Annotated in this window: 20 protein-coding genes; 11 read left to right on the top strand and 9 right to left on the bottom strand. The window is 62.0% G+C overall.

Annotated features, from left to right (window positions below; all coding sequences use genetic code 11):
* Positions 1 to 8: 8 nt before the first annotated feature.
* The 5 genes from ctaD to ACPWR9_RS02455 all read left to right on the top strand — a co-directional run bounded on the left by ctaD (position 9) and on the right by ACPWR9_RS02455 (position 3536).
* Positions 9 to 1601 carry a cytochrome c oxidase subunit I gene (ctaD, locus tag ACPWR9_RS02475; RefSeq protein ID WP_426312810.1) on the top strand — a complete coding sequence of 531 codons (1593 nt, stop codon included), beginning with the start codon at positions 9 to 11 and terminating at the stop codon, positions 1599 to 1601.
* A gap of 2 nt (positions 1602 to 1603) precedes the next feature.
* Positions 1604 to 1723, top strand: a complete 120-nt coding sequence (locus ACPWR9_RS02470; RefSeq protein WP_426312807.1) for a cytochrome oxidase small assembly protein — start codon at positions 1604 to 1606, stop codon at positions 1721 to 1723.
* Between the two features lie 85 nt (positions 1724 to 1808).
* Positions 1809 to 2426, top strand: coding sequence for a cytochrome c oxidase assembly protein (locus ACPWR9_RS02465; RefSeq protein WP_426312806.1), 618 nt, complete (start codon positions 1809 to 1811; stop codon positions 2424 to 2426).
* On the top strand, positions 2419 to 2640 hold the full coding sequence (locus ACPWR9_RS02460) for a DUF2970 domain-containing protein (RefSeq protein ID WP_150679912.1): 222 nt from the start codon (positions 2419 to 2421) through the stop codon (positions 2638 to 2640). Before ACPWR9_RS02465 ends, ACPWR9_RS02460 begins: the two co-directional genes overlap by 8 nt.
* Before the next feature lie 35 nt (positions 2641 to 2675).
* The gene (locus ACPWR9_RS02455) at positions 2676 to 3536 is read left to right on the top strand and encodes a cytochrome c oxidase subunit 3 (RefSeq protein WP_426312802.1); all 861 of its coding nucleotides are present in this window, start codon (positions 2676 to 2678) and stop codon (positions 3534 to 3536) included.
* A 262-nt stretch (positions 3537 to 3798) separates the two neighbouring features.
* Here ACPWR9_RS02455 and ACPWR9_RS02450 read toward each other — a convergent pair whose 3' ends face one another.
* The gene (locus tag ACPWR9_RS02450; protein WP_058377116.1) at positions 3799 to 4002 is read right to left on the bottom strand and encodes a twin transmembrane helix small protein; all 204 of its coding nucleotides are present in this window, start codon (positions 4000 to 4002) and stop codon (positions 3799 to 3801) included.
* Positions 4003 to 4143: 141 nt separating this feature from the next.
* On the opposite strand from ACPWR9_RS02450, the gene ACPWR9_RS02445 reads away from it, so the two are divergent.
* From ACPWR9_RS02445 to ACPWR9_RS02425, 5 genes are all read left to right on the top strand, one after another.
* Positions 4144 to 4881 carry an SURF1 family protein gene (locus ACPWR9_RS02445; protein ID WP_426312881.1) on the top strand — a complete coding sequence of 246 codons (738 nt, stop codon included), beginning with the start codon at positions 4144 to 4146 and terminating at the stop codon, positions 4879 to 4881.
* Complete coding sequence (locus tag ACPWR9_RS02440; RefSeq protein ID WP_426312800.1) at positions 4878 to 5522, top strand: SCO family protein; 645 nt, start codon at positions 4878 to 4880, stop codon at positions 5520 to 5522. Before ACPWR9_RS02445 ends, ACPWR9_RS02440 begins: the two co-directional genes overlap by 4 nt.
* Before the next feature lie 75 nt (positions 5523 to 5597).
* Complete coding sequence (locus ACPWR9_RS02435; protein WP_426312798.1) at positions 5598 to 6845, top strand: COX15/CtaA family protein; 1248 nt, start codon at positions 5598 to 5600, stop codon at positions 6843 to 6845.
* 18 nt (positions 6846 to 6863) lie between these two features.
* Positions 6864 to 7769, top strand: coding sequence for a heme o synthase (gene cyoE / locus ACPWR9_RS02430; protein WP_426312796.1), 906 nt, complete (start codon positions 6864 to 6866; stop codon positions 7767 to 7769).
* Between the two features lie 123 nt (positions 7770 to 7892).
* Entirely contained in the window at positions 7893 to 8495 is a 603-nt protein-coding gene (locus ACPWR9_RS02425) for an SCO family protein (RefSeq protein ID WP_426312793.1), read from the top strand.
* Here the strand turns inward: ACPWR9_RS02425 and ACPWR9_RS02420 are convergent.
* The 7 genes from ACPWR9_RS02420 to rpoH form a co-directional block, all read right to left on the bottom strand.
* Positions 8492 to 9334 carry a hypothetical protein gene (locus tag ACPWR9_RS02420; RefSeq protein ID WP_426312792.1) on the bottom strand — a complete coding sequence of 281 codons (843 nt, stop codon included), beginning with the start codon at positions 9332 to 9334 and terminating at the stop codon, positions 8492 to 8494. The genes ACPWR9_RS02425 and ACPWR9_RS02420 overlap by 4 nt on opposite strands.
* 48 nt (positions 9335 to 9382) lie before the next feature.
* Positions 9383 to 10216 (bottom strand): hypothetical protein, encoded by an 834-nt coding sequence (locus ACPWR9_RS02415; RefSeq protein WP_426312789.1) that lies wholly within the window; start codon positions 10214 to 10216, stop codon positions 9383 to 9385.
* 163 nt (positions 10217 to 10379) lie between these two features.
* Positions 10380 to 10496 (bottom strand): cytochrome bd-I oxidase subunit CydX, encoded by a 117-nt coding sequence (cydX, locus tag ACPWR9_RS02410; RefSeq protein ID WP_064675025.1) that lies wholly within the window; start codon positions 10494 to 10496, stop codon positions 10380 to 10382.
* Positions 10497 to 10511: 15 nt separating this feature from the next.
* Entirely contained in the window at positions 10512 to 11648 is a 1137-nt protein-coding gene (gene cydB / locus ACPWR9_RS02405) for a cytochrome d ubiquinol oxidase subunit II (protein ID WP_150680407.1), read from the bottom strand.
* 27 nt (positions 11649 to 11675) lie between these two features.
* Positions 11676 to 13277: a cytochrome ubiquinol oxidase subunit I gene (locus tag ACPWR9_RS02400; protein ID WP_426312787.1), complete on the bottom strand. Its 1602-nt coding sequence runs from the start codon at positions 13275 to 13277 to the stop codon at positions 11676 to 11678.
* Positions 13267 to 13458: a cytochrome oxidase putative small subunit CydP gene (gene cydP, locus ACPWR9_RS02395; RefSeq protein WP_426312879.1), complete on the bottom strand. Its 192-nt coding sequence runs from the start codon at positions 13456 to 13458 to the stop codon at positions 13267 to 13269. The genes ACPWR9_RS02400 and cydP overlap by 11 nt, the downstream gene beginning before the upstream one ends.
* 420 nt (positions 13459 to 13878) lie before the next feature.
* Positions 13879 to 14817, bottom strand: coding sequence for an RNA polymerase sigma factor RpoH (gene rpoH, locus ACPWR9_RS02390; protein ID WP_426312785.1), 939 nt, complete (start codon positions 14815 to 14817; stop codon positions 13879 to 13881).
* Positions 14818 to 15039: 222 nt separating this feature from the next.
* On the opposite strand from rpoH, the gene ACPWR9_RS02385 reads away from it, so the two are divergent.
* On the top strand, positions 15040 to 15423 hold the full coding sequence (locus tag ACPWR9_RS02385) for a nuclear transport factor 2 family protein (protein ID WP_426312783.1): 384 nt from the start codon (positions 15040 to 15042) through the stop codon (positions 15421 to 15423).
* A 243-nt stretch (positions 15424 to 15666) separates the two neighbouring features.
* Here ACPWR9_RS02385 and ybiB read toward each other — a convergent pair whose 3' ends face one another.
* Positions 15667 to 16623 (bottom strand): DNA-binding protein YbiB, encoded by a 957-nt coding sequence (ybiB, locus tag ACPWR9_RS02380; protein ID WP_426312781.1) that lies wholly within the window; start codon positions 16621 to 16623, stop codon positions 15667 to 15669.
* Positions 16624 to 16700: the final 77 nt, after the last annotated feature.

The following is a 16700-nucleotide window of genomic DNA, read 5'->3' as shown; positions in this document are numbered from 1 at the left end:
GATTGGGTATGAGTTCCATCGCTCACGATCACGTGGCGGGTCACGACGATCACGCGCACGACCATCCGCATGGGTGGCGTCGCTGGCTGTTCGCGACGAATCACAAGGACATCGGCACGATGTACATGATCTTCTCGTTCGTCATGCTGCTCTCGGGCGGCGTGATGGCGTTGATGATCCGTGCGGAATTGTTTGAACCGGGCCTGCAATTCATTCGTCCGGAGTTTTTCAACCAGCTCACCACGATGCACGGGCTGGTGATGATTTTCGGCGCGATCATGCCGGCGTTCGTGGGGTTCGCGAACTGGATGATCCCGCTGCAAATCGGCGCGTCGGATATGGCCTTCGCGCGGATGAACAACTTCAGCTTCTGGCTGCTGCCGGTGGGCGGTCTGCTGCTCATCTCGTCGTTCCTCGTGCCGGGCGGTGCCACGGCAGCCGGCTGGACGATGTATGCGCCGCTGTCGGTGCAGATGGGCCCGGGCCAGGATCTGGCGATCTTCGGTGCACACATTCTGGGTGCCTCGTCGATCATGGGCGCGATCAACATCATCGTGACCATTCTGAACATGCGCGCGCCGGGCATGACGCTCATGAAGATGCCGATGTTCGTGTGGACGTGGCTCATTACCGCGTACCTGCTCATCGCCGTGATGCCGGTGCTCGCCGGCGCGATCACGATGCTGCTCACGGACCGTCACTTCGGGACGTCGTTCTTCAACGCAGCGGGCGGCGGCGATCCGGTGATGTACCAGCACATCTTCTGGTTCTTCGGTCACCCCGAGGTCTACATCATGATCTTGCCGGCGTTCGGGATCGTCTCGCAGGTGATTCCGGCGTTCTCGCGCAAGCCGCTGTTCGGCTATAGCTCGATGGTCTACGCGACGGCGTCGATCGCCATTCTCTCGTTCATGGTGTGGGCGCACCACATGTTCGTGACCGGTATGCCGGTGACGGGCCAGCTCTTCTTCATGTACGCGACGATGCTGATCTCGGTGCCGACCGGCGTGAAGGTGTTCAACTGGGTCGCCACGATGTGGAAGGGCGCGCTCTCGTTCGAGACGCCGATGCTCTTCGCCGTGGGCTTCCTGTTCGTGTTCACGATGGGCGGCTTTACCGGCCTGATTCTCTCGCTGGCCCCGCTCGATATTCAGATGCACGGCACTTACTACGTGGTGGCGCACTTCCACTACGTGCTAGTGGCCGGTTCACTCTTCGCACTATTCTCAGGGTTCTATTACTGGGTGCCGAAGTGGACGGGTCACATGTACAGCGAGTGGCGCGGCAAGTTCCACTTCTGGGGCTCGCTCATCACGTTTAACGTGACGTTCTTCCCGATGCACTTCCTGGGGCTGGCCGGCATGCCGCGTCGCTATGCCGACTACCCGGCGCAGTTCACGGACTTCAACCAAATCGCGACGATCGGCGCGTTCGGTTTCGGCCTGATGCAGGTGTACTTCCTGTTCTTCGTGGCGATCCCGGCATGGCGCGGCGGCCCGGCTGCCGAAGCCAAGCCTTGGGACGGTGCAGAAGGTCTGGAGTGGACCGTGCCGAGCCCGGCACCGTTCCACACGTTCGAGACGCCGCCGAAGGTGCATTGAACATGTCAGTCGGTCGTGAACAGCGCGCAAAAAATCTGCGCACGGGATTGATTCTCGCGTCGGTGGTGGCGATCTTCTTCTTCGGCGTGATGATCAAGGCCAAGCTGTTGGGCGGGATCTGAAGTCGAGCGCGACCCACAAGGTCGCGCGACAGCGCAGAGAACGCTCGCTTGGTAAGTGGCAAGCGGCAGGACGGAAAGGACGAATATGGGCGGTTTGCGGCGGATCAATGTGCGTACCTTCAGCAAGTTGCTGCTGCTGGTCGCGGTGATGTTCGGTTTCGGCTACGCCATGGTGCCGTTTTACCGCGCGTTCTGCGATCTCGTGGGCATCAACCAGTTGGGCGATCGCACGAACGAGATCACCGCCCGTAACTCGCAAGTCGACGAGAGCCGCACGATCACTGTCGAGTTCGATGCGAATGCGCAGGGGCCGTTGCGGTTCAAGCCGGCGAAGAGCAGTCTGAGCGTTCACCCGGGCCAGATCGCGACGATCGAGTACGAAGTGGCGAACCAGCAGCCGCACGAGGTGCGTGCGCAAGCGATTCCGAGTTACGCACCGGCGCAGGCGGCGAGCTACTTCAAGAAGATCGAGTGTTTTTGCTTCACGCAGCAAACGCTCAAGGCCGGTGAGGCCAAAGAGTTTCCGGTGGTGTTCGTGGTTGACACGAAGCTGCCAAAAGATGTGACGACGATCACGCTGTCCTACACGTTTTTCGATCTCGGCAAAGCCGACGCCAACCAGCGTGCGGACGTGCCGAACCCCCCGGCTACCGTGCCGGGTGCGATAGCCGGTGAAAGCGGAGGCAAGGGCAGCAATGGATGACCTCAAGGAGGCGACCCGTCGCAAGCTGTCGTTCGTACAGACCATCAAAGCGGTGTTCTGGTCGTTCTTCGGCGTGCGTAAGGGGCGTGATCACGACCGCGATATGGCACAGCTCAACCCTGTGCATTTGATTCTCGCGGGACTGATCGGGGGCATCTTGTTCGTGGTGGCGTTGGTGATGCTGGCGAAGCTCGCCATCCGCCTCGCGACGTAAATCAGATACAAAGAACCAAGCCTGGAGAGATAAGAATGAGTGGTCAACACCAAACGGCGCCTTATTACTTCGTGCCGGCGCCATCGCGCCATCCGGTGAGTTGCAGCGTCGGCCTGCTCGTGGTGCTCGGCTCGGCGGCGGCGTGGGTCAACGGACAATCATGGGCCCCGTGGACGGCACTTGCCGGTCTGCTGTGGGTGCTGTGGGTTCTGCGTTCGTGGTTCGGCGATTCGATTGCCGAGTCGGAAGGCGGGCTCTATAGCAAGCGCATCGACGTCTCGTATCGCTGGGGGATGAGCTGGTTCATCTTCTCGGAAGTGATGTTCTTCGCGGCGTTCTTCGGCGCACTGTTCTACGCACGTACGCTTGCCATGCCGTGGCTTGGCGATCTCGATAACAAGCTGCTGTGGCCCGATTTCACTGCTGTGTGGCCGAACGTCGGTCCGGCGGGCGTGATCGACGCTTTCGAGACGATGGGCCCGTGGCCGATCCCCACGCTCAACACGGCATTGCTGCTGACCTCGGGTGTCACGCTCACGATCTCGCACCACGCACTGCGTGCGAACCATCGTGGCAGCGCGATCTTCTGGCTGTTCGCCACGGTCGTACTGGGCTTCGTGTTCCTGGGCTTCCAAGCGTATGAGTATCACCACGCTTACACCGAACTGAACCTGAAGCTGACCTCGGGCGTGTATGGCTCGACGTTCTTCCTGCTCACGGGCTTCCACGGCTTCCACGTGATGCTGGGCGCGATCATGCTCTCCGTGATGCTGGTGCGCTTGATGAAGGGGCACTTCACGCCGGAGCATCACTTCGGCTTCGAAGGCGCCGCTTGGTACTGGCACTTTGTGGACGTGGTCTGGCTGGGTCTGTACGTCGTGGTGTACTGGCTCTGACGCGCTGCGCTAGCTAGCTTCCATCGGTGTCACACGCCGCCGGATTCCGGCGGCGTTTCTGTTTGTAGCGTCAGTGAACGTGGGAAATGACCGCGAGCGCGTTAAGAATGCGGCCATATGTCGCAGCGGCATTCGGGCGATAAAGTGCGATGCCAATGCGCGCCACGGCATAAATCCGGGAACGCTTTCGCACGCAGGGTGCGGATCGGATGGCTGGCAGAAGATGGGTGCGGCGATTTGCCGCAGGGGGCACGCGCGGGACTCAGTATCGTATGCCCGTGCTGTGAATCCAGCCCATCCAGTTGGCAAACAGGATGAGCAGAAACAGCGTCACCGACAGGCCGACACGCACCATGAGCGAATGCACGGTGCGGTTCGATCGGCCCTTGTCCCGCATCATGAAAAACAATGCGGACGCCAGACTGCCGAGAATCAGGATGAAGGCGATGGCAACGAGAATGCGCATAATCGGCTGAATGACGGGAATGCGTCATTATCGGGCAACGGGCATCGGCTGGCACGCTGCAATGCAGTGTGCGCGAGTGCCTCAATGTCCCAATGCGCTGCCAGACAAGGAACGTAAGTGTTGAAAACCCTTTTTCGCGGGATGCGTCCGGTACCGGCGCTGCTGATCGTGCTGGGCGTGGCGCTGACCGCTTCGCTGGGCGTGTGGCAGTACGGCCGAGCCCATATGCGGCTGGCACGTCAGGCCCTGATCGAACAGGCCGAGCGTGCACCGGTGATCGAATTCGCGCGCGGCCCGAATGCGAAGACCTACACGCTGGACGATGTCGCTAACCGGCGCGTTCGCGTGACGGGGCATTTTCTCCAGAACCGCGTGGTGTATCTGGATAACCGACCGCGTAACGAGCTGCCCGGGTTTTACGTGGTGATGGCGTTGCAGGTCACGCCGGATCGCGTCGTACTGGTGAATCGCGGCTGGTTGCCGCGAGATTTGCGTGATCGCGCCGCCATCATGCCGTACCCGACGCCTGCGGGCGACGTCACGATCGAGGGCATTGCCCAGCCCGATCCGTCGCGCGCGTTCGAACTGGGGCATGGCGGGTCGGCGGCGGGGATGATGATCCGGCAGAATCTCGACGTGAACGACTATGCACACGAGACCGGGTTGCCGCTGCAACCGTTTGTGATCATGCAGAGCAACGACACGGGCGATCACTTACTGCGCGATTGGCCAGCACCGGCAAGCGGCGCAGATCGCAACTATGGTTATATGGCGCAGTGGTTCGGCATGTCGCTGATCCTCGCGTTGTTGGGGCTGCGTTTGGCATACAAGCGTGGCCGTCGGCTGGAGAACCCAGCGCAGAACATGAGGCAGATATGAGTGCAGAGGTGACCAGCGGGCAGGCCAAATCCGCACAAAGCACACCCCCGATCGATCCGGTGCAGCGTCGCCGGGCGCGACGCATGCTGGTGCTGCTGTTCGTCGTGTGTGCTGCGCCGGCCGTAGCGGCGTACTTGATGTATTTCGTGTTCAAGCCGCAGGGCGGCACGTCGTCGTACGGCAAATTGATCGAACCGCAACGCCCGCTGCCCGCGCTGGTCGTGCGCGACGACGAGACCGGTGAAACGCTGCCGCTCACCGCGCTCAAAGGCAAATGGCTGATGATCAGCGCCGACACGGCCGCGTGCGACGAAAGCTGCGTAAGCAAGCTCTTTTACATGCGGCAGATCCGTGTGTTGCAGGGCAACGAGCGTACGCGAGTGGAAACGATCTGGCTGGTGACGGACGATAACGCGGTGTCGGACAAGCTCGACACCGCTTACGAAGACACGCGCCGGTTGCGCGCCGATCCGGTGGCGCTGGCCAACTGGCTGCCGACGCAAGAGGGCACTGGCCTGCGTGACCACATTTATCTGGTCGATCCGCTAGGTAACCTGATGATGGCGTTTCCGAAGAACCCGGATCCGGGCCGCATCAAGAGCGACCTGACACGGCTGCTGAAATGGTCGGGTACGGGCTGATCGACGCGGTAACGGATGTACGGAACACCGGGCGCGAGCATGCGCCGGACATGACGAAGGATTGACGTAAAACCGATGCTTTACCTTTTGGAACTGGGCTTCATCGGCCTGTGTATCGCGGTGCTGCCGCTGGGCTGGGTGCTGTTGCGCCGCGACCCCGACAAATACCGCAAGCTGGCTTGGGTGACGACCTTTCTCACGCTGGACCTGATCATGTTCGGCGGCTTTACGCGCCTGACGGATTCGGGACTGGGTTGCCCCGACTGGCCGGGCTGCTACGGCACGTCGTCGCCGTTCGCCGCGCATGCCGATATCCACGCCGCGCAGTTGCTGCTGCCGACCGGCCCGGTGACGTTCGTCAAAGCGTGGATCGAGATGATCCACCGGTATTTCGCCATGGCCGTGGGCGTCCTCATCATCGTGCTGATGGTGATGGCATGGCGGAAGTGGTTGAAAGCCCGCGCGTCCCGTCAGTCGGTGACGGGGCAAACCGGGCAAACGGGGCAGCCGGCAGCGGTGCAATCGCCGTGGCTCGCCACGTGGTTGTTCATTCTTGTTTGCGTGCAGGGCGCGTTCGGCGCCTGGACCGTCACCATGAAACTCCAGCCGGTGATCGTCACGACGCACCTGATGCTGGCGCTCACTTTACTAGGGTCGTTGGCGTGGCTGGCGTCGAGTCAGGTGCCGGCGTCGAGCGTCGCTGCCGATCCGAGCGCGCTACGCTGGCGCTGGGCGGCGTTGGTCGGGCTGGCCTTGCTGGTGTTCCAGATCGCGCTGGGCGGCTGGGTGAGCACTAACTACGCGGTGCTTGCCTGTACTGACTTCCCAACGTGTCAAGGTCAGTGGGTGCCGTCGATGGACTTCCACAATGGCTTCAAGCTCTGGCGCGAGCTGGGCAAGACGGCCGGCGGGGAGGTGATTCCGATGGAGGCGCTCGTCGCGATTCACTGGGGGCACCGTACGTTTGCGGTCGTCGTGGTGCTTTATCTGGGGTGGCTGGCCACGCGCCTGCGACGACATGCCGCGCTACGGCGGCCCGCAACTCTGGTATTTATCCTTGTCCTCGTGCAATTTGCGACGGGGCTGTCGAACATCGTTTTTCAATGGCCGTTGCTTAACGCCATTGCCCACAACGGTGGGGCGGCCGTCCTGCTGCTATTGCTTGTTATGTTAAACTACCGCATTCGCGCCGCCCGGGCGGCATCTGTTTCGACGGGTCTGAATCCCTTGGATCAGTCCGGCGACCCCGCCCGCCAGAAGCCCCTCCCCGCAGCGGAGCCGGCTGCCGCACCACTCGCTGGCGCCCCGACTGGCTCGGCGTAGCGCATTGCCTCTGAGTGTATGAAAAGCACGACCCTTCCCCATCCGCCGACTAGCCGTATCGCACAATACTGGGCGCTGACCAAGCCCCGTGTGACGCAGCTCGCCGTGTTCTGCGCCGTCATCGGCATGTTCCTGTCCACGCGCGGTATGGTGCCGTGGCAGGTGCTGATTGGCGGCACCATCGGTATCTGGCTGCTCGCCGGTTCCGCTTTCGCTGTGAACTGCCTGATCGAGCAACGCGTCGACGCGCTGATGCGCCGTACGGCGTGGCGTCCGTCCGCACGCGGCGAAATCGCGCCGTGGCAGATCATCGTCTTCTCGACGATTCTGGGCGCGGCCGGCATGGTCGTGCTCTACACGTTCACCAACGCGCTCACGATGTGGCTCACGCTGGGCACATTCGTCGGTTACGCGCTCATCTACACCATCATCCTCAAGCCCTCGACGCCGCAGAACATCGTGATCGGCGGCGCTGCGGGTGCGATGCCGCCCGCGCTCGGTTGGGCGGCGGTGACCGGCGCCGTGCCGGCCGATGCGTGGATTCTGGTGCTCATCATCTTCGTCTGGACGCCGCCGCACTTCTGGGCGCTCGCGCTCTACCGCCGCCAGGACTATGTGAATTCCGGCCTGCCGATGCTGCCGATCACGCACGGTGAGAAGTACACGCGCCTGCAAATCTTGCTCTATAGCGTGGTGCTGTTTGCCGTGTCGCTGCTGCCGTTTGCCCATCGCATGAGCGGCTATCTGTACCTGGCGTCGGCGGTGGTGCTCTCGGGCATCTTCCTCGGCTACGCGGTCAAGCTGTGGCGCAATTATTCCGATGCGCTCTCGCGCTCGATGTTCCGCTATTCGATCGTCTATCTCTCGCTGCTCTTCGCGGCGTTGCTGATCGATCACTACGTGCAGATCTATTTGCTCGGATAAGTGTCTGAGCGGTATCCGGCCACGGCCGGACGCAGACGGCGACAGGCGCGTACGGTTTTCTCTGCCGACGCGCCTGTTGTCTTTTCAGGCCATCTATTCCATACGTTTCGGGGTCATTTGTTCATGAAGCTTGCTGTCATCTGGTTGCGCCGCGCGATGTTTCTGATGGGACTCACCGTTTTGCTCGCCGCGTGCGGCAAGGAAGGCCCGACGTTCCAGAGTCTCGATATCACCGGCAACAAGGAGTTTGCTCAGGACTTCGCGTTGCAAGATCCGCAGGGCAAGACGCGCACGCTCGCCGACTACAAGGGCAAAGCGGTGGTGATGTTCTTCGGCTACACGCATTGCCCGGATGTTTGTCCGACCACGATGGCCGAACTCAATCAAGTGATGCAAAAGCTCGGCCCGGACGCGCAGAACGTGCAAGTGCTGTTCGTGACGGTAGACCCGCAACGCGATACGGCGGAACTGATGGGGCAGTACGTCCCGGCGTTCAACCCGGCATTCGTGGGCCTGCGCCCGGCCGACGATGCCGCATTGAAGCAAGTGACCAAGTCGTTCCGCGTGGTGGTCAACAAGGTCGAAGGCTCGACGCCGACGAACTACACCATCGACCACACCGCCGGTATCTATGTCTTCGACCCGAAGGGGCAACTGCGTTTGTTCATGCGTCCGGATGAGCCGGTCGACGCGATGGCGCAAGATCTGAAGACGTTGTTGAGCTAATCGCGACGCTGCGTCAGGTCTGCCAGTCCCTTCCGATACAAGTAATCCTGACTGTGCGACACCGCGCTCTCCGCCCGCACTTCGAGCCATGATTCGAACTCGGGCGTGAGGCGCGTCGATAGCGTACGCACGTCGTCATTGCCATGCCGCCACTGATCCCAGCGACGTTGCCAACGCGGCCAGCGTTGGCGGCAGCCGTCAATGTCGTTGGCGCTCGTGAGTAACATCAGCGCGTTGCGGCTGGCGCGGTGGAGGGCATCGCCTGGGTTGCGCCCGTCTGCGGCGTCATTCAAGAGCATCCGTAAGCGATGATCCGGTCTCAGGGCCGCACCTCTTTCGTCACCTTCAGTCGGCGCCGCAGGCGTATTTCCAGGCACGTAGTGAAAAACGACACGCCGATGCTCGGGATCGAAAATCACCGGCACGCTCGTGGTGTGGCCGAAAAGTTGCAACACGCGCAGCGATAGCATCAGCGATTGATTGTGCGATTCGCTAGGTATCTGCCACGTCGCATCGAACGCCCAGTCGTGCAGTGTCGGTGTGGCCATGATGCGTCGGAATATCTCGCTGTCTCGGCAACCTCTCAGGCGCGTGTGCAGGTCGGCAGCGCCTTCGGCTTGCATACCGGTATCGAGAATGGCGTTGAGTGTGAGCGCCGCATGCGGCGTGCCGACGACCTCCATGAGACAGCCCAGCTGTTGCTCGTCACGACATTCGATTGGCGCACCTGCCTCGCGGCGGGCGACGTAGTCGAGCTTGTCGAATTTTGCAGACTCGTGCCCCAGTTGGCGTGCCCCGTGGCAAGCCGCGTGCGCAATTCGATGAGATATCGGAAACATTAACGACCTCGTAGACGACGGTTGGGAAGTGGGTGTTAGCGCATTGCGTCACGTATGCAGCGACTCGTTGCGGCGGCGGGCGTTAGCGGCAATCAACTCGCGATGCACATGAAAGAAGCTGTGCGAAATCGCGCTATCGCGCCGCGCCTCGAGCCACGTTTCGAATTCCGGGGTGAGTTGTGCACTGACGGTGCGTACCACATCGTCGTAACGCCACCAGGCATCGGAGTCGCACTGCCAGAACGGAGAGCGTTGACGGCGGCCGTCGATGTCGTTGGTCCGCACGAGCAGGTCGAGCGCATGGAGCGCCGTCTGACCCGCCGCGCTATTGGCCGCGCCGGGCGCGGCCGCCTCGCGCAGCATGTGCGGGATGACGCCATCGGCGGGGGTGGCGTCTTCATGAGGTGCGCGCCCGGGCGCATAGCTGAAAACGACAGTTCGACGAATAGGGTCGAAGACGATTGGCACGCTAGTCGTATGAGCGAAGCACTGGAGTACCCGCAGCGACAGGATCAATGCATCGTCGTTCACGCCGTCCGGGGGCGGGAGGGCGGTCAAGTCGAACCAGTCACGCAGCGTTGGTGTGGCTTGAATTCGTCGCTGCAACTCGCCGTCAGGCGTTTCGCGTAAGCGCGCGAGCAAATCGTCGGCAACGTCTTGCGGCAAGCCGGTGTCGATCAACATCGCGACGCTCAGCGCGTTGTGCGGTGTCGCAAGGACGGCCTTCAGGCATTTCAATTGATCGTCGGTCCGATAGGCGATCGCCGCGCCGCGATGACTGCGCGCCACATGGTCGAGATAATCGAAGGCGGGCGCCCCTTCGGTGGATTGCCGCACCGGGCATGGCGCGGCCGATGTCACGGCGTCGGGTATGGAAAGCATGGCAAACCTCGCGGGCTGGAGATGAGAGGCGCCACGGTACTGCGTGTGTCTCGCGCTGGCTTAGCCGTCGAACCGACGATTTTGTGCTTTGTGCTGCACCCAACAAAAACGCGCCCGGAGGGGCGCGTTCGAACAACGAAAGCGGGTCAGTCGATGTCAGCGATCAGCTACCTTCCTGACTGCGCCGCTCGAGGTCGTCGTGTGCTTCGAACCACATCACGTTGATGATGCCGAACGCGAGCGCGAGGCCAAGGCCGAGAACCCAAGAGAAATACCACATGTCGGAACTCCTTGATCAGTACATCGTGTGCGGGTTTTCGTTGACCTCTTCGAGCGTCACTCGGCCGCGAATTACGCGGTACACCCAGCCGGTGTAAGCGAGCACGATCGGCAAGAAGACAACGACGGCGATCAGCATGATTTGCAGCGTCAACTGGCTCGAACTGGCGTCCCACAGCGTAAGGCTGCTGCCCGGTGCCGTGGCCGACGGCATCACGAACGGGAACATCGAGAAGCCCGCCGTGAGGATGATGCCGGCCATCATCAGCCCGGTAATCACGAACGTCCAGGCATAGGCCCGGCTCGTCGCGAGCAACGCGGCCAGCAATGCGCACAGACACGCGACAACAGGCGCCGCGATCATCCACGGGTACGTGTGATAGTTCGTGAGCCACAGCCCCGGACCGGTAGTGACCTGCTTCATCAGCGGGTTGGCCGGCGAGTCGGTCGGGCCCATCTGCGTGATGGCGAACCCGTCGACGTGCGTGGCCACGAGCACACCTGCAACGAGGAACAGCAGCAGCGTACCGAGTGCCGTCATCCGCATGATGCGTCCTGCGCGCTCGGCCACCAGCGGGTCGGCCTTCATACGCAAATGCGCCGCACCGTGCGTCACCAGCATCAGCACGCTCACCAGACCGCACAGCAGCGCGAACGGGTTGAGCAGCGCCCAGAACGAGCCGGTGTAGGTCGAGCGCAGCGTGTTGTCGTACGAGAACGGCAGGCCGAGCAGCAAGTTGCCGAAGGCCACACCGAACACCAGCGACGGCACGACGCTGCCGACGAACAGCGCCCAGTCCCACGACGTGCGCCAGCGCGGGCTCGGCAGCTTATTGCGATAGTCGAAGCCGACCGGTCGCAAGAACAACGCGAACAGCACCAGCAGCAGCGCCCAGTAGAGCCCCGAGAACGCGGCGGCATACACGAGCGGCCACGCGGCAAACATCGCACCACCTGCCGTCACGAACCAGACCTGATTGCCTTCCCACGTCGGCGCAACGGTGTTGATGATGACGCGTCGCTCCGCGTCGGTCTTGCCGAGGAAGGGCAGCAGCGTGCCGGTGCCCATGTCGAAGCCGTCGAAGAAGGCGAAGCCGATCAGCAGCACGCCGATGAGCACCCACCAGATCAGCTTGAGTACGGTGTAATCGATCATCATGATGTGGTTTCTCCCTGACGATCAGACCGAGGCCGGGCGGTCGTGGCCAATGGCCCCGTTCGCACCGTCTTCCGTCTCGAAGTGGTAGCGGCCGGTGTGCAGCGACGACGGGCCGAGCTTGACGTACTTGACCATCAGGAACATCTCGATGATCAGCAACGCGGTGTAGAAGATGATGAAACCCGCGAGGCTCAGATACAGGTCGCCCGCCGAGAGCGACGACGTCGAGAGATGGGTCGGCAAGATCCCTGCAATGGTCCACGGTTGACGGCCCATTTCGGCAACGATCCAGCCGAATTCGGCAGCCAGCCAAGGCAGCGGAATGGCCCACACCGTCCAGCGCAGGAACCACGCCGAGCGCGGCTTGAGCAGGCGGCGGCGCGCGCACAGCCAGAAGGCCCAGAGGAACGTGAAGAGGAACAGGAAGCCCAGGCCGACCATGATGCGGAACGACCAGAACACGGGCGCGACCGGCGGAATGGTGTCGTTTGCCGCCATGTGGATCTGTTCCGGCGTGGCATCGACGACGTTCGGCGTGTACTTCTTAAGCAGCAGGCCGTAGCCCAGATCGTCCTTGTACTTGTCGAACTCGGCACGCACGGCAGGCGAGGTGTCGCCGTTGCGCAGCTTTTCGAGCGCAGCGAAGGCGATCATGCCGCGCTTGATGTTGTCCTTGTGTTCGTCACGTAGTTGCGTAAGACCGATCACGGGCGTGTCGACCGAGCGTGTGGCAATCAGGCCCATCGCCCAAGGAATCTTCACGGCGAAGTCGGTGCGCTCTTCCTTCTGGTTAGGGAAACCGAACAGCGTGAACGATGCGGGCGGCTTGGCCGTTTCCCACTCGGCTTCGATGGCGGCGAGCTTGACCTTTTGCACTTCACCCGTGGTGTAGCCCGACTCGTCGCCGAGCACGATCACCGAGAGGGTCGACGCGAGACCGAAACCCGCGGCCACTGCGAACGAGCGCAGCGCGAACGGCACGTCGCGGCGCTTGAGCAGATACCACGCCGAGATGCCGAGCACGAACATGGCGGCGGTCACATAACCGGCCGAGAGCGTGTGCACGAACTTCACCTGCGCGACCGGGTTGAAGATCACGTCCCAGATGCTGTTCAGCTCCATGCGCATGGTCTCAAAATTGAAGTGCGCGCCGACCGGATTGTTCATCCAGCCGTTGGCCACGAGAATCCACAACGCCGAGAGGTTCGAGCCGAGTGCTACCGCGAAGGTGGTGGCCAAGTGGCCGATGCGCGAGAGCTTGTTCCAGCCGAAGAAGAACAGGCCGACGAACGTGGCTTCGAGGAAGAACGCCATCAGGCCTTCAATGGCGAGTGGCACCCCGAAGATGTCGCCGACGTAGTGCGAGTAGTACGCCCAATTGGTGCCGAACTGGAATTCGAGCGTGAGACCGGTGGTCACGCCCATGGCGAAGTTGATCAGGAAGAGCTTGCCCCAGAACTGGGTCATGTCTTTGTAGATCTGCTTGCCGGTCATCACATAGACCGATTCCATGATGACAAGCAGCCACGACAGGCCCAACGTTAGCGGGACGAACAGAAAGTGATACAGCGCCGTTATGGCGAACTGCAAGCGCGAGAGGTCGACGACTTCGCTACTGATCATGGCGGACACCTTGACTGGGGGTGGGGGATGGCGTTTTGTCGGCTTGCGGCCCGATCAGGGCGCGAGCCACCACGTCTGGCGGCAAGTACATGTGCTTGGCCATCGGGGCGTCGAAGAACGCGTTCTTAAGTATGAAAAGGAGTACTACCTTGATCGCGAGGACGATCAGGATTTCGAGCATGAAACGGGAAGGGCGGGTACGCCATCGCCGGATCAACCACGCGACGAGGGCGGAATGCGCCACCGGCGGAGATGTCGCCGCGGCGGGAGGCTTCGGACTGCTAGGAGAGTGGGTGTCCATCCGTGACGGCTCCTGGCGTCGAGAGTCGTGTGTCGGAAACAGCGTCGACTCTCGCGGCATTGTGCCTTATCGCTTAAAAATGTCAAACCGCGGCGCACTGGGGGCCGTCCTTCGCACGTAGCATGGCCACGTACGCACCGATTCTATCGACCGGTCAGCCGGTAGACCTTGCGATGCGTCAAGTCCTAAGCAAATGACGGGTGAACTTGGGCGGACGCCAGAAAGCAAAAAGCCCCGCGACGGATCGCGGGGCTTTTGCGGGGGGAGCTGACTGCGGGTTAAGCGTGGCTGAAACGCGGGTTAAGCGAACGCTTGCAGTGCACCCTTCATCTTCTTCATTGCGGCGGTTTCGATCTGGCGAATGCGCTCGGCGGAAACGCCGAATTCGTCAGCCAGCTCGTGCAGCGTGGCGCCGCCGCTGCCGTCGTCTTCAACTGACAGCCAGCGCGCTTCGATGATGCGGCGGCTGCGCGGGTCAAGGCGGGCGAGGGCGGTTTGCAGGCCGTCGCTTTGCAGATGGTCGCGCTCGCGTGCGGCGATCACCGCCGTCGGCTCTTGATGGGAGTCGGCGAGGTAGGCGATCGGGGCGAAGCTCGCGCTGTCGCCGTCGTCGCTATGGCCTTCGAGGGCGATATCGCCGCCGGACATGCGCGTTTCCATCTCGATGACGTCTTCGCGCTTCACGTTCAGATCGCGGGCGACCTGATCGATTTCTTCTGGCGTGAACGCCTGCAAGCCTTGCTTCTGGCTGCGCAGGTTAAAGAACAGCTTGCGCTGGGCCTTGGTCGTCGCGACCTTCACGGTGCGCCAGTTCTTCAGCACGTACTCGTGAATTTCGGCCTTGATCCAGTGCATGGCATACGACACGAGTCGCACGCCCTGCGTGGGGTCGAAGCGCTTGACGGCCTTCATCAGGCCGATATTGCCTTCCTGAATCAGGTCGGCATGCGGCAGCCCGTAGCCGAGGTAGTTACGCGCGATCGAGACCACCAGACGCAAGTGCGAGAGCACGAGCTGGCGGGCGGCTTCGAGATCGTCGTTCTCGCGCAGACGCTTGGCGAGCGACTGCTCTTCCTCGGCGGTGAGCAGCGGAATACGGTGAACAGCCTGAATATAGCTGTCGATGTTGCCCAGACTGCCCGGCAGCATCAATGCCGACGGGGCGATAGCAAGGGCACGAGAATTCGGCGCCGTGCCGGTGGCCGGCGTCGTCGGATGCAAAGTGGCGGCAGTACTCAAGTGGTGGACTCCTGGTTAGCCTCTGGGAAAGCATTTTAGCACTCTCTCCAGACGAGTGCTAAAGACGTTAGAACCCTTACTGGGCGGGAAGTTTCCGAGGTCTCGGGGTTTTCCAGCAGCCCGGGGGTTCCGGGAAAAGTCACTGGCGCAAACGTGACCCGGATGGTGTAAATTGCAACCCAAGTCGCGTGTGTTCAGGTGTCGGCGAGACGGGAGGTCAGCATGGCTGGGAAGCATATCGACGCGGTACGAGAGCTCGAAGCAGCGCGGTTTTCCGCGATGGTCGAGGTCGATGTCGAAAAACTGGACTCACTTCTGGCCGATGGCGTTCGCTACGTGCATTCGAACGGCAAATGCGAAACAAAACAGCAATTTCTGGGGGCGCTGACATCCGGACGGCGCCGCTATCTCGACATCCAGTCGACAGATCAGCAGTTGCACCAGTTCGGCGACACCGTCGTCGTGATCGGCAAGCTGCTGGTCGAGTTGGAGACCGCTACCGGCTCGCTGGAATCGCAGATGATCTACACCGCAGTCCATGTCCGTGAGGCCGAAGCTTGGCGCCTCATCTCTTGGCAGGCAACGCGCATGGCGTCGGCCGAGTAGACGCAGCGGACCCGGCCATCCCTCTGACACGCTTCGGGCGTGTACTCCAAAGCAGAAGATTTGATGTGTTTCGGGATGAAATGTTCCGGAAATATCGAGGTTTTGACGAAGAATCTCGATATCACCGATTTTCGGGCGGAAAGCAGAATTTGCGACCGGAAATCAACCGAATAGCGGTTAGCCCTTCGCTTGTTTGCTTGTTTGCTTGATCGCTTGATCGGCTAACGCCTTAACTCCGTTTGTTCACTTGGCTACGCCAAGCGCCTGCCGAATCACCTCGACTTGCCGGGCGATGGGCGCGGGGATGGTGACGTCACCCGCCAGCACCGCTTCGATCCAGCGTGCGGTGGACTCGGCATCGGCGGCTGGCAGCGCGGGCGGTGCACCCGAGGCGCCTTCTTCGGCGTCTTGCCACACTCGGTGCGTGCCGTCGGAGAAACCGTCGATGGCCCCCTGACGGCGGGCATCGGCGACGGGCTCGCCTTCGGTGCCGCGTGCGAGCAGCACGCCGGGTACTGGGCTATTCGCCGCATCGGCGAACATCGCGCCGAGCGTCTCCTTGTATTCCGGATGGGTGTAATTCACCAGTCGCAGCGCTGGTCCGGCGAACGGCTGGAGCAGCTTCACGACCGTGTGTCCCGAATTGCGTACGCCCAGCGCGGCGCGCATCTCCAGCAGCCGTTCGAGCGAGGGCGAGAGTGCGGCAATTGGCAGATAAGCGACGCGGCGCGCGCGTAGCGCGGCTTCGGCCTCGGCACCCGAGCGGCAGGCGTCGTGACCGAGCGCCGCGAAGATCGCCTGCGTCCCGACGCGATTCGCGCCGCTGTGATGCTGACCATGCACGAGCACTGGAATGCCGTCGCGCGCGAGCAGCAGTGCTAGCAGCGGTGTGAGATTCGGTTGTTTGCGTGCGCCGTTGTAGCTCGGCAGCAGCACCGGCGGCGGCGCGTCGGCGGGGGCGACAAGCGGCGCGAACGTGGCATGTGCGGCGTCGAGCATCGCGCGCAATTCAATGGGCGTCTCGCCTTTGATGCGGTAGGCAATCAGCACACCGCCAAGCTCCGCCGGGGCCACACGATCTGCAAGAATCGCGTCGAACAACGTACGCGTCTCGTCGGCGCTCAATGGCCGCGCACCTTTGGCCCCGCGGGCGATGGTTTTGAGCAGCGGTGCGCAAGCAAAAGGAGCAGCAGAGGTCATGACGCTTTAGGTATTCGAGTGGGGGCGTGACTTAGGGCGCGGTGCCGCGAGGCACGGACAGGCTTCCATCATACGCA

Origin of the sequence: Pandoraea pneumonica (assembly GCF_049918595.1) — a bacterium.
GTDB classification, from domain to species: domain Bacteria; phylum Pseudomonadota; class Gammaproteobacteria; order Burkholderiales; family Burkholderiaceae; genus Pandoraea; species Pandoraea pneumonica_A.
This window is presented reverse-complemented; position numbering and strand designations above follow the sequence as displayed.

Coding starts and splice junctions, on each gene's coding strand:
- ACPWR9_RS02415 (WP_426312789.1), bottom strand. CDS start 10,216: ATGCTTTCCATACCCGACGCCGTGACATCGGCCGCGCCATGCCCGGTG.
- cyoE (WP_426312796.1), top strand. CDS start 6,864: ATGAAAAGCACGACCCTTCCCCATCCGCCGACTAGCCGTATCGCACAA.
- ACPWR9_RS02440 (WP_426312800.1), top strand. CDS start 4,878: ATGAGTGCAGAGGTGACCAGCGGGCAGGCCAAATCCGCACAAAGCACA.
- ACPWR9_RS02400 (WP_426312787.1), bottom strand. CDS start 13,277: ATGATCAGTAGCGAAGTCGTCGACCTCTCGCGCTTGCAGTTCGCCATA.
- ACPWR9_RS02450 (WP_058377116.1), bottom strand. CDS start 4,002: ATGCGCATTCTCGTTGCCATCGCCTTCATCCTGATTCTCGGCAGTCTG.
- ACPWR9_RS02465 (WP_426312806.1), top strand. CDS start 1,809: ATGGGCGGTTTGCGGCGGATCAATGTGCGTACCTTCAGCAAGTTGCTG.
- ctaD (WP_426312810.1), top strand. CDS start 9: ATGAGTTCCATCGCTCACGATCACGTGGCGGGTCACGACGATCACGCG.
- ACPWR9_RS02385 (WP_426312783.1), top strand. CDS start 15,040: ATGGCTGGGAAGCATATCGACGCGGTACGAGAGCTCGAAGCAGCGCGG.
- ACPWR9_RS02445 (WP_426312881.1), top strand. CDS start 4,144: ATGCGTCCGGTACCGGCGCTGCTGATCGTGCTGGGCGTGGCGCTGACC.
- cydP (WP_426312879.1), bottom strand. CDS start 13,458: ATGCTCGAAATCCTGATCGTCCTCGCGATCAAGGTAGTACTCCTTTTC.
- ACPWR9_RS02425 (WP_426312793.1), top strand. CDS start 7,893: ATGAAGCTTGCTGTCATCTGGTTGCGCCGCGCGATGTTTCTGATGGGA.
- cydX (WP_064675025.1), bottom strand. CDS start 10,496: ATGTGGTATTTCTCTTGGGTTCTCGGCCTTGGCCTCGCGCTCGCGTTC.
- ACPWR9_RS02420 (WP_426312792.1), bottom strand. CDS start 9,334: ATGTTTCCGATATCTCATCGAATTGCGCACGCGGCTTGCCACGGGGCA.
- ybiB (WP_426312781.1), bottom strand. CDS start 16,623: ATGACCTCTGCTGCTCCTTTTGCTTGCGCACCGCTGCTCAAAACCATC.
- ACPWR9_RS02435 (WP_426312798.1), top strand. CDS start 5,598: ATGCTTTACCTTTTGGAACTGGGCTTCATCGGCCTGTGTATCGCGGTG.
- ACPWR9_RS02455 (WP_426312802.1), top strand. CDS start 2,676: ATGAGTGGTCAACACCAAACGGCGCCTTATTACTTCGTGCCGGCGCCA.
- ACPWR9_RS02460 (WP_150679912.1), top strand. CDS start 2,419: ATGGATGACCTCAAGGAGGCGACCCGTCGCAAGCTGTCGTTCGTACAG.
- ACPWR9_RS02470 (WP_426312807.1), top strand. CDS start 1,604: ATGTCAGTCGGTCGTGAACAGCGCGCAAAAAATCTGCGCACGGGATTG.